This is a genomic window from Longimicrobium sp. (assembly GCF_036280135.1).
Classification (GTDB): domain Bacteria; phylum Gemmatimonadota; class Gemmatimonadetes; order Longimicrobiales; family Longimicrobiaceae; genus Longimicrobium.
Window position 1 is genome coordinate 1 of sequence record NZ_DASURI010000638.1, and the last position, 10,290, is coordinate 10,290.

Consider the following 10,290-nt stretch of genomic DNA (forward strand, 5'->3'; position numbering starts at 1 on the left):
ACAGCGCGCGGCTGCTGGTGGAGCGCAAGACCCTGCCCACGGTGGAGATGCTGGGCGGCGGGCGGCAGGCCCATCCCGTGGTCGTGCTGCCCACGGGCGAAAAGGCCGTCGTCCGCCGCTACCACCGCGGCGGGCTCATGCAGCGCATCAACCCGTCGCGCTACTTCGGCGGTAACCGCGCCTTCGACGAGCTGCGCGCCACGGAGCGCGCCCGCACCGGCGGCGTGCGCACGGCCCGCGTCCTCGCCGCCATCGAGACCCCGCGGAACGTGGGGTACACGGCCCTGCTCGCCACCCTGCTCATCCCCGGCGCGAAGGACGCGGCGGAGTGGCTGGCCGCCGGCGCCGGCGACCGCGACGAGATGCTGCGCGAGGCCGGCCGGCAGATCCGCGCCATGCACGCCGCCGGCGTGGCCCACCCCGACGTGCACCTGCGCAACCTGCTCGTCGTGGACCGCGACGCGGGGCCCGAGGTGTGGCTGCTGGACTTCGACAAGGCCCGCGTATCCCCCACACCCGTCCCACGCGCGCGCCGGGCCGTGGACCTGCGCCGGCTGGCGCGCTCCGCCCGCAAGCTCCGGGCGGGGCTGGGGCCGGACGCCTGGGCCGCCCTCCAGGAAGGCTACGGCGACGACTGGCCCGTGGGCCTCATCCTGGGATAGCGCTCCAAGGCCAGCGCCACCTTCCGCGCCACCTCCTCCGGCGTGATGCGCTCCATTCGCCCCGGCCGGTACTCCGCCGAGATCGGATAGTCCTCGCCCGGGTCGCCGTACGCGTCCACCATCAGCTCCCCGAAGCGGTGGTACGGCCCCACGCGCTTGGGATTCGTGTAGCCCATCAGCGACACGGTCGGCGTCCCCAGCGCCACGCCGATGTGCAGCGGCCCCGTGTCGGGGCTCACCAGCACGTCCACCGTGTCCAGCAGGTAGACGAGCTTCCGCAGGTCCCATTCGAGCAGGTCCAGCGGTGGATGCTTCGCCGTGGCCTTGATGGCCGCGGCAGCCGCCAGTTCGCGCGCGGACCGGCCGCCCACGAGCACCGTGCGCACCCCCATTTCCCCCTCCAGCCGGTCCACCAGCGCCGCGTAGCGCTCCGCCGGCCACTCCTTGCCCGGCTTGCTCGTGCCGACGACCATGGCCACCGTCGGCTTGTCCGAGGGCGGCAGGGCGTCGGCGTAGCGGGCGCGCTCGGCGTCCGTGGGGCCCAGCTTCCACTCCAGCAGGGGCGGCACGCCCAGGTACTCCAGGAACTCGAAGTACTGGTCCTGCACGTGGCGCTGCCCGCGCGCGGGGATCTGCTCCGTGGTGAACAGCCAGTTGGCGTCGCGCGCCCGCTCCTTGTCGAAGCCCAGCTTGCGGGGGGAGCGCAGGAGGGCCGTCACCAGCCCCGCCTTGAGGTACACCTGCAGGGCGATGACCAGGTCGTAGCGCTTGCCGCGCGTGGCGCGGCGGATCTCCTGGAAGGCACCCCACCCCTTCTTGCGGTCGAAGACGATGAACTCGTCCACGGCGGGATGGTTGGCGACGAGCGCGTGGGGACCGGGCTGAATGAACCAGGTGATGTGGACGCCCGGCACGGTGGCGCGCAGCGAGTTCACCACGGGCAGCGCGTGCACGGCGTCGCCGATGGCGCTCATCATGACGATGGCGATGCGCGCGCCCGCCAGTTCCGACGGCTGATGCAAGACGGACCCCGCGATGAGGGGACAACAGAACGCCGCCCGGCCGGATCGGCGGGGCGGCTGGATGGGCGACAAGCTAGCCGCGCGGCACCGCGCGGGCAATCCGCGCGGTGCGTTCTGCCTACGGCTTCGGCGGCCGGAGCGACGCGGGCGGCTGCGTCACCCAACCCGGAAGTCCCATAGGGCGAGGCGGGCGCTCCGGACGGGGCCCTGCCGGACCGAGATTGCGCCCGCCCTTACTGAACTTCCCCGGCCGAAGCGGGGGGATGTCGTCGGACATCAGCCTCTCCTCAGATCTGCTCGACAATAAGCGTTGACCGGTCACGCGCCAAATATACTCGGTCACACTCGTAAAGTTTAGTATCCGTGGAATTTCGTGAGACTGTCACGTTCCTCAGCAGCAATTCGGGAGCCGAGCCTGTATCCGAGAACGCTTCGACCGCACCCTCGTAGACGGTATCATTCGCGACGTCTCGCACCGATACCCATCGGATGTCCGGCGAGTTCAGAAAGTAGCTCCAGACGTCGGGATCGCCGAACTTGCGTGATATACGCAGAGAGCCGGCAACCCGAAACAGGAGGTGGTGATTCACCACGGCTGACACTACCGCCCCGAGCAGAAACGCCACCACAGCCGACAGCGCAATCTCACCCCAGGAGATCCGGCTGTGCTCGTCCGTCAGGACGTCGAAAAACGTGATCGAGGGCGGAGAGGCCCACCGCACCAGGTGCGCGACTCCCGCATAGCCGGCCCGGAACGCCGCGAGTGACAGGTATGTGCCGAGCCCCAGTACGAACGAATCGATTAGAAACTCCGAGAGCGTGCGCTCGCGACGGTTCGTGAGCGCGCGAACGATCAGGGCGCACACCACACCCGGAAAGAACAGAAGCACCACCCGCAGCGTCAGCGCGGAAAGCTCCATGGCCAGCCCCTCCCGTCTCCAGCCCGAATTGAACAACTTGGACGGCAGAGTCTAATCGAGAAGTGGACATCGGTCAACGCCCCGGGATCGCCTGTTTGTCACGGGCGCGTGACGCAGCTATCATGTGGTCGATCCCGCACACCGCCCTCTCCACCCGCTTGCGTATGATCCCGCGATCCCGCACGCTCCTGCTGGCCTTGGCCGCGCTCTCCGCGTGCACGCCACCGCCCCCGGCCGGGCTCTCGCCCGCCGCCGACGCGTCCTCGCCCGCGCCGCCGGCCGCGACGGCGCAGGAGCGCGCGGACCTGGTGCTGGTGAACGGCAAGGTGTTCCTGGCCGACAGCGCCAACACCGTCGTGCAGGCGCTGGCCGTGCGCGACGGCCGCGTCGTCGCCGTGGGGACGGACGCGGAGGTGCGGCGGCTGGCGGGACCGGGCACGGAGACGATCGACCTGCAGGGCCGGCTGGTGACGCCGGGCTTCAACGACGCGCACGTGCACTTCGGCAGCGGCGGGCAGGGGCTGCTGCAGGTGCAGCTGCTGAACACGACCTCGCTGGCGGAGATCGAGCGCCGCGTGGCCCAGGCCGCAGCGCAGGCACAGCCCGGCGAGTGGATCCTGGGCCGCGGCTGGGACCACACGCGCCTTCCCGCGTCGGAGCTGGGCCCCGGCGGCTGGCCCACGAAGGAGATCCTGGACCGCGCCGCGCCCAACAACCCGGTCCTGCTCTCCCGCGTGGACGGGCACACCTCGTGGGCCAACGCCGCGGCCCTGCGCCTCGCCGGCGTCGACCGCAGCACGCCCAACCCCTCCGGCGGCGAGATCGTCCGCGACGCGCGGGGCGAGGCCACGGGCATCCTGAAGGAATCGGCCGAGGGGCTCGTCTCGCGCCACGTGCCGGCGCCCTCGCTGGCGCAGACCCGCCGGGGCGTGCGCGCGGCGCTGGACCTGGCCGCGCGCACGGGCGTCACGAGCGTGCAGACGGACGCGTCGGTGATGGAGATGTAGGTGTACCGCGCCCTGGCCGACGCAGACTCGCTCAGCGTGCGCGTCTACGGCTGGTTCCCCCTGGAGATGCGGGTGATCCAGATGGCGCGCGACCGCGGCATCCAGGCCCACACGGGCGACGAGTGGGTGCGGCTGGGGATGGTGAAGGGGTACACGGATGGCACGCTGGGCTCCCGCACGGCGTACATGCTGGAGCCCTTCGCCGACGACCACAGCACGCACGGGCTGCCGCAGTACACCGATGCGCAGCTGGACTCGCTGGTGACGGCGGCCGACGCGGTGGGGCTGCAGGTCATCCTGCACGCCATCGGCGACGCGGCCAACCGGCAGGCGCTGGACGCCTTCGAGCAGGCGGCCCGGCGCAACGGTCCCCGCGCGCGGCGCCACCGCATCGAGCACGCGCAGGTGCTGGACCAGGCCGACATTCCCCGCTTTCGCCAGCTGGGCGTCATCGCCAGCATGCAGCCCACGCACGCCACGAGCGACATGCGCTGGGCGGAGACGCGCATTGGCCGCGCCCGGGCCACGGAGGGCGCGTACGCGTGGCGGTCGCTGCTGGACGCGGGCGCCGTCGTCGTCTTCGGGACGGACTTTCCCGTGGAGCCGCTGCCGCCCGTGGAGGGCGTCTACTCCGCCGTCACCCGGCAGAGCCGCGAGGAGCCGGGCGTGCCGCCGGGCGGCTGGATGCCCGAGCAGCGCCTGACGCGCGAGGAGGCCATCCGCCTGTACACGGCCGCGTCCGCCTACGGCGAGTGGGAGGAGGGGCGCAAGGGCACGCTGCGGCCGGGGATGCTGGCGGACCTCGTGGTGTGGGACCGTGACCTGCTGACGGTGCCGGACGTCGAGATCCTGCGGGCCGTGCCGGTGCGGACGGTGGTGGGCGGCCGCACCGTGTACACGCGCCCCTGAACGCCCGTGTCCATGCCGGATGATCCGCGGTTCCCGACGACGACGGACGCGCCCCGCAGCGAGGCGGGGCGCGAGTTCGCCCCCAGCGCGGGCGTGGTGCCCGACAGCGGCGAGCTGGCCCTGGTGCTCACGGGCGGCGGCGCCCGGGGCGCGTACCAGGTGGGCCTGCTGCGCTACCTGGCGCGCACCTACCCCGACCTGCACCTGCCCATCCTGTCCGGCGTGAGCGCCGGGGCCATCAACATCGCCCTGCTGGCGCAGCACCACGGCACCTTTCGCCAGGCCGTCTCGGAGCTGGCGGCGCTGTGGAGCGAGCTCATGCCGGAGCGCATCTTTCGCGTGGACGTCCGCTCCCTCGCGGCGCACGTGGGCCGCTGGGGGCTGCGGCTGACCTCCGCCGGCGCCACGGACGCGCGGGTGCGGGGGCTGGTGGACACGGCGCCCCTGCGGCACTTCCTGGAAGAGGCGCTGGCCCCCGTGAACGGCGAGCTCACGGGGATCGACTACAACCTGCACCGCGGCACCCTGCGCGCCGTCACCATCAGCACGACGGACTACACCACGGGGCAGTCCGTGGTGTGGCTGCAGGGACGCGACATCCAGACGTGGGAACGGCCCGGCCGCACCAGCCGCCAGTGCCGGCTCACGGTGGACCACGTGATGGCGTCCAGCGCCCTGCCGCTCTTCTTTCCCGCCGTGCAGATCGGGCCGCACTGGTACGGGGACGGCGGCATCAAGCTCACGGCGCCCCTGTCGCCCGCGCTGCACCTGGGCGCGCACCGCATCCTGGCCGTCAGCACGCGCTACGACCGCACCCGCAGCGAGGCCCTGCGCCCCGACGTGGCCGGGTATCCGCCGCCGGCGCAGGTCATCGGCCTGCTGATGGACGCCATCTTCCTGGACAGCGTGGATGCGGACGTGGCGCGGATGGAGCGCATCAACCGCGTGCTGACCCACGTTCCGGAGGAAAAGCGCCTGGGGATGCGCCCCGTGGAGCTGATGGTGATGCGTCCGTCGCAGGACCTGGCGCGCATCGCGGCGGAGTACGAGCCCAAGCTGCCGCGGGCGTTCCGCATGCTCACGCGGGGCCTGGGCACGCGCGAGACCAAGTCGCCGGACGTGCTGAGCATGATCATGTTCCAGGACGACTACGCCAAGCGGCTGATGGCCCTGGGCGAGTCCGACGCCGCCCGCCGCGCCGAGGAGATCGACCGCTTCATCAACGGCAACGGCCAGCGCTGAGGACTGGGACGCTGGAGCACATGGGCGGATGACGATCGGAGCGCAACTTGCGTTCGGGGGTATGGTTGTCTGAGCAAGGAGGCGTGATGCAGACCATTCCGATCGACGAGGCGCAGGCCCGGCTGCCGGAGCTGTTCAGGGAGGCGGCCGGCGGCAGCGACGTGGTGATCACGGGAGATGACGGCGCGGCCGTGCGCCTGGTGCCGGTCAACGTTCATGGGCAGCCGCGCTTTGGCAGCGCGCGCGGCCTGTTCACGATGGCCGACGACTTCGATGCTCCCCTCGAGGACTTCGAGCCCTACGAGCGGTGAATCTTCTCCTCGACACGCACACGTTTCTCTGGTTTCTCGGCGGCGATCCCCGCCTGAGCAGCCGCGCACGCGCCGCCATCGAGGATCTCTCCAATCGAAGGCTCTTCAGCATCGCCGGCGCGTGGGAGATCGCGATCAAGGTGAGCCTTGGCAAGCTCACCCTCACGGCGCCGTTTCACCAGCTGATCCCCGCGCAGCTCCACGCGAACGGCATCGAGCTGCTGCAGCTCCGTCCCGAGCACATCGCGGAACTGATCGCACTACCCATGCACCACCGGGACCCGTTCGATCGCATCCTCGTAACCCAGGCAATGATCGAGCGCGCCGTCCTCGTGAGCGCCGATCCGCTGCTCGACAACTATGGGGTCGAGCGGATCTGGTAGGAGATTCTCCAGCGCGTACACGACGCACGAGCCGCGGAAGATGGGTTCTTCCGCGGCTCGCTTTTTCTCCACCCGGCCGGGCCAGGGAGCAACTGCAATGCGCACACGGGGCCTTCAGCCAACGGGGTAAACGGTTTTGATCCGTTACCGTTCACTCCGTTGGCCGAAGGCCCCGTGTGAGGCAATCCGTTTTCAGTTCCCCTGGCTGGAGGGCGGGACGAGGCCCTTGAGGCGCAGGTAGGTCACCAGGTTGCCGTAGTGCTCGAAGTTGTGCGACGTGTTCAGCACCAGCACGCCCAGCCGCGTGCGCTGCCCGCCGAACAGCTGCGTCATCTGCAGGGCGGCGTCGTCGGACTGGGCGTACGCGCGGTCGCAGTACTCGCTCGAAGCGCGCAGGGCGGCGACCAGGGCCGCCTTGTCCGTCGTCTGCTCGAAGTTCTGCTGCGCGGGGCTCGTCTCGCCCAGGGCCGCCGCGCAGATCGCGTACTGCGCATTGGCCACGTGGCCCACCAGCTGGCCAAAGCTGCGCACCTGGGGCGTGGGCTTGAAGCCGTAGTCCGCATCGGGCATCTGCTCGGCGGCGGCGAGCAGGTAGCCGCGCACCTGGGCGTAGATGGGGGCCACGGCGCCCACGGCGGACGACGGATCGGCGGCGGCACCGCCCTGGGCGAGCGCGGGCGCGGGAAGCAGGGCAAGCAGCAGGAGCAGGCGCTTCATGGCGAGGTTCTACGGGTTCGCGTGAACAAGATGGATGTGGAGCGGTACATGGATACGCGCCGTCCGCCCCGCGCGGAAGGGCGCCGATGCGCGGACGGTCGTCACGGACCCGTTGACTGGGGCGTTATCTTTCCCGGTCCACCCATCTCAACCCTTCACCACATCGCGAGATACGAATGCGTCGTCTGTTCCTGATGCTTGCCCTCCTCGTGCTGCCCACGCTGGCCGCGTGCGGCTCCGACGGCCCCACGTCCGTCGAGGACACGAAGTTTGCCCCCGAGCTGGGCGTGGACCTTTCCACGATGACCCGCACCAGCAACGGCCTGTACTACAAGGACCTGACCGTCGGCACGGGCGCCGTCGTGCAGAGCGGGCAGACGGTCTCCGCCTACTACAAGGGCTGGTTCCCCAGCGGCCGGTCGTTCGAGCAGCTGCAGCCGCCCTCGGGCGCGTACCCGTTCATCCTGGGGGTGGGCGCGGTCATCAAGGGTTGGGACCAGGGGATTCCGGGGATGAAGGTCGGCGGCAAGCGCCTGCTGGTGATCCCGTCGGACCTCGCGTACGGCTCGGCCGGCCGCGGCTCCATCCCGCCCAACTCCATTCTCGTCTTCGAGGTGGAGATCACGGCCGCGCGGTAATCCACCGTGGTGGGTGACGGACTGAAGGGAGCGGACGGCATGGCCGTCCGCTCCCTTTCGCGTTCACGGTTGAGTTTTTGCCTGCTGACGCAGTGTGATTACCCGATCCGCTCCGCACCCTGCTTCGCCGTGCCTGAATCCGCAGAGTCGACCTCCGCCAGCGTACTTGTGGGGACCGCGGGATGGACGCTGCCCGCCGACGTGCAGGCCGCCTTTCCCCCCGAGGGCACCCACCTGCAGCGGTACGCGGGGCGCTTTCCGGCCGTGGAGATCAACACGACCTTCTACCGCCCGCATCGCCCGTCCACGTACGCCCGGTGGATGGAGAGCGTCCCCGCGGACTTCCGCTTCTGCGTGAAGGTCCCCAAGACGATTACGCACGAGGCGAAGCTGCGGGACGCGGACGACGCGCTCGCCACGTTCCTGGCCGAGGCCGGCGCGCTGGGCCCCAAGCTCGCCTGCCTGCTCGTCCAGCTTCCACCCAGCCTGGCGTTCGACCGCGACGTGGCCGAGCGCTTCTTCACCGCGCTGCGATCCGCCACGCCGCTCACCGCCGTATGTGAGCCGCGGCATCCCACGTGGTTCACGGACAAGGCGGATGCGCTGCTGGAGGGCTTCCATGTCGCGCGCGTCGCAGCAGATCCGGCGCGGGTGCCGGCCGCGGGCGAGCCGGGCGGATGGCGCGGGCTGGTCTATCATCGTCTCCACGGCTCGCCGAAGATCTACTACTCGTCGTACGACGACGCGTACCTCGACGCGCTGGCGGCACGCATCCGCCAGGACGCGGATGCGGGGCGCGAGGTGTGGTGCATCTTCGACAACACGGCGTCGGGCGCCGCCGCGCGCAACGCGCTGGACCTGCACATACGGCTGGACGACGCCTCCAACGGGTCCAGGACGCACTTGACCGCGTGCAGGCGGCGGTGACGGACGCGGCGACCGACCGGCGCCGGATGCACGGCATCGAGGTCGTCGTGCGGAACGACTACCTGCACGCGTCCACGGACGAGATGTTCGACAAGATCCAGGACGCGCTGGACCTGGTCGCGCGCGTTCGCCCGTGGCGCGTTCCGATGCTCCGCCGTGACTTCGCGCGCATCGTCGTCCGGCAGAACACGGGGTGCCGCGCCATCTTCGAGCACGCCGGCAACTGCGTGCTGGACACGTTCTTCGTCGCCACGTTCACGCCGGCGCAGGTGGCCTCGTCCATCGTGCACGAGGGCGTGCACGCGCGGCTGCGGCACGGCGGGCGCGTGGTCCCGCCGGACCTGGTCGCGTGGGAGGAGCGCCTGTGCCGCAAGGCGGAGCTGGGCTTTGGCCTGCGGGTGCCGGACGCCGCCGTCGTGGAGCGCGCCCGGAGCTCGCTCGCCCTGTCGGATCGCGAGATCGCGCCGCTCGCGGGCGACATCCACCTGCGCGCCCGTCGCCGCGGATGACCGCGCACGAGGGGATCGAAACGGATCAACGGATGGACTTCCTGGAGATCGACGGAACGCGGCTGGAGTGCCGCTGGATCGGCCCGGGGCCGGAGGAGGCGCCGACCATCGTGTTCCTGCACGAGGGGCTGGGCGCCGTCAGCACGTGGCGCGACTTTCCGGACGCGCTGGCGGCGGCCACCGGGTGCGGCGCGCTGGTCTACTCGCGCGCCGGATACGGCCGGTCCGATCCGGTCGCGCTCCCCCGTCCCGTGCGCTTCATGCACGACGAGGCGGAGGTGCTGGCGAAGGTCGTGGAGCGCGCGGGGCTGCGCGACGTGATCCTGCTGGGACACAGCGACGGCGCCTCCATCGCGCTCATCGCGGCCGGGCGTCGCGCCATCCCCGACCTGCGCGCGATCGTGCTGGAGGCGCCGCACGTCTTCGCGGAGCCGTGCGGGCTGGAAAGCATCGCCCGCATCGCCGAGACATACCAGACGACGAATCTCCGTGCCAAGCTTGAGCGGCACCACGGCGCCAACGTGGACGTGGCGTTCCGGGGATGGAACGGCGTTTGGCTGGACCCGGAGTTCCGCGCGTGGAACATCGAGGCGTTCCTGCCCGGCATCGCGGTGCCCGCCCTCGTCGTCCAGGGCGAAAACGACGAGTACGGATCCTGGGCCCACGTGGAGTCCATCGAGCGCCGCTCCGGCGGCCCCGTCCGCACCCTCGCGGTCCCGGATTGCGGCCACGCGCCTCACGCCGAGCAGCGGGACCTCGTGCTCGGCGCGATGGCGGATTTCATCCGCGGGATCCTGACCGGTTGATCGCCGGAGCCGGACAGGGACAAGGCACGAGATGCACGCGCTCCACCCTGCGGGTCGCCCCAGCGACGACGACGTCGGAGAGGAAGGACCGCTCGCCGGACAGCCGTGCCCCCGCGGCGGTGAGGCTGATCTCCTCTCCCATAAAGCCGGTGGACCGGAGCAGGCGCAGCCGGTCGCGTTCCCGGGACCAGTGCGAGCTGAACCGGAGCGTGTCTTCCGTGAGCGCCTCCGACGCCG

The 10,290-nt window shown here is 70.9% G+C and carries 12 protein-coding genes and 1 pseudogene; 9 read left to right on the forward strand and 4 right to left on the reverse strand.

All coding sequences use genetic code 11. The annotated features are described in order from the left end of the window. On the forward strand, positions 1–662 hold a 662-nt coding region (locus tag VFZ20_RS20590), incomplete at its 5' end, for a lipopolysaccharide kinase InaA family protein (RefSeq protein WP_329685822.1). Here the strand turns inward: VFZ20_RS20590 and VFZ20_RS20595 are convergent. Continuing rightward, positions 623–1,684 (reverse strand): glycosyltransferase family 9 protein, encoded by a 1,062-nt coding sequence (locus VFZ20_RS20595; protein WP_329685823.1) that lies wholly within the window; start codon positions 1,682–1,684, stop codon positions 623–625. The two genes, VFZ20_RS20590 and VFZ20_RS20595, sit on opposite strands and share 40 nt — an antisense overlap. Positions 1,685–1,971: 287 nt before the next feature. Further along, positions 1,972–2,604 carry a DUF6338 family protein gene (locus VFZ20_RS20600; RefSeq protein ID WP_329685824.1) on the reverse strand — a complete coding sequence of 211 codons (633 nt, stop codon included), beginning with the start codon at positions 2,602–2,604 and terminating at the stop codon, positions 1,972–1,974. A gap of 164 nt (positions 2,605–2,768) precedes the next feature. Here VFZ20_RS20600 and VFZ20_RS20605 point away from each other — a divergent pair. From VFZ20_RS20605 to VFZ20_RS20620, 4 genes and pseudogenes are all read left to right on the forward strand, one after another. Then, positions 2,769–4,520, forward strand: a pseudogene (locus VFZ20_RS20605) (amidohydrolase). Positions 4,521–4,532: 12 nt separating this feature from the next. Then, on the forward strand, positions 4,533–5,762 hold the full coding sequence (locus VFZ20_RS20610) for a patatin-like phospholipase family protein (protein WP_329685833.1): 1,230 nt from the start codon (positions 4,533–4,535) through the stop codon (positions 5,760–5,762). 86 nt (positions 5,763–5,848) lie between these two features. Beyond that, positions 5,849–6,073 carry a hypothetical protein gene (locus VFZ20_RS20615; protein ID WP_329685825.1) on the forward strand — a complete coding sequence of 75 codons (225 nt, stop codon included), beginning with the start codon at positions 5,849–5,851 and terminating at the stop codon, positions 6,071–6,073. After that, a complete protein-coding gene (locus VFZ20_RS20620; protein WP_329685826.1) occupies positions 6,070–6,456 on the forward strand; it encodes a type II toxin-antitoxin system VapC family toxin in 387 nt (128 codons plus the stop codon). Before VFZ20_RS20615 ends, VFZ20_RS20620 begins: the two co-directional genes overlap by 4 nt. 192 nt (positions 6,457–6,648) lie before the next feature. Here VFZ20_RS20620 and VFZ20_RS20625 read toward each other — a convergent pair whose 3' ends face one another. Then, a complete protein-coding gene (locus VFZ20_RS20625; RefSeq protein WP_329685827.1) occupies positions 6,649–7,173 on the reverse strand; it encodes a DinB family protein in 525 nt (174 codons plus the stop codon). 176 nt (positions 7,174–7,349) lie between these two features. Here VFZ20_RS20625 and VFZ20_RS20630 point away from each other — a divergent pair, with 176 nt between their 5' ends. From VFZ20_RS20630 to VFZ20_RS20645, 4 genes are all read left to right on the forward strand, one after another. Beyond that, on the forward strand, positions 7,350–7,811 hold the full coding sequence (locus VFZ20_RS20630; protein ID WP_329685828.1) for an FKBP-type peptidyl-prolyl cis-trans isomerase: 462 nt from the start codon (positions 7,350–7,352) through the stop codon (positions 7,809–7,811). A gap of 129 nt (positions 7,812–7,940) precedes the next feature. Then, entirely contained in the window at positions 7,941–8,738 is a 798-nt protein-coding gene (locus tag VFZ20_RS20635; RefSeq protein WP_329685829.1) for a DUF72 domain-containing protein, read from the forward strand. Further along, complete coding sequence (locus VFZ20_RS20640) at positions 8,735–9,247, forward strand: hypothetical protein (protein WP_329685830.1); 513 nt, start codon at positions 8,735–8,737, stop codon at positions 9,245–9,247. Before VFZ20_RS20635 ends, VFZ20_RS20640 begins: the two co-directional genes overlap by 4 nt. A gap of 32 nt (positions 9,248–9,279) precedes the next feature. Continuing rightward, entirely contained in the window at positions 9,280–10,053 is a 774-nt protein-coding gene (locus tag VFZ20_RS20645; RefSeq protein WP_329685831.1) for an alpha/beta hydrolase, read from the forward strand. On the opposite strand, the gene VFZ20_RS20650 is transcribed toward VFZ20_RS20645, so the two are convergent. Then, a partial coding sequence (locus VFZ20_RS20650; RefSeq protein WP_329685832.1) for a hypothetical protein occupies positions 10,028–10,290 on the reverse strand: 263 nt, incomplete at its 5' end. The genes VFZ20_RS20645 and VFZ20_RS20650 overlap by 26 nt on opposite strands.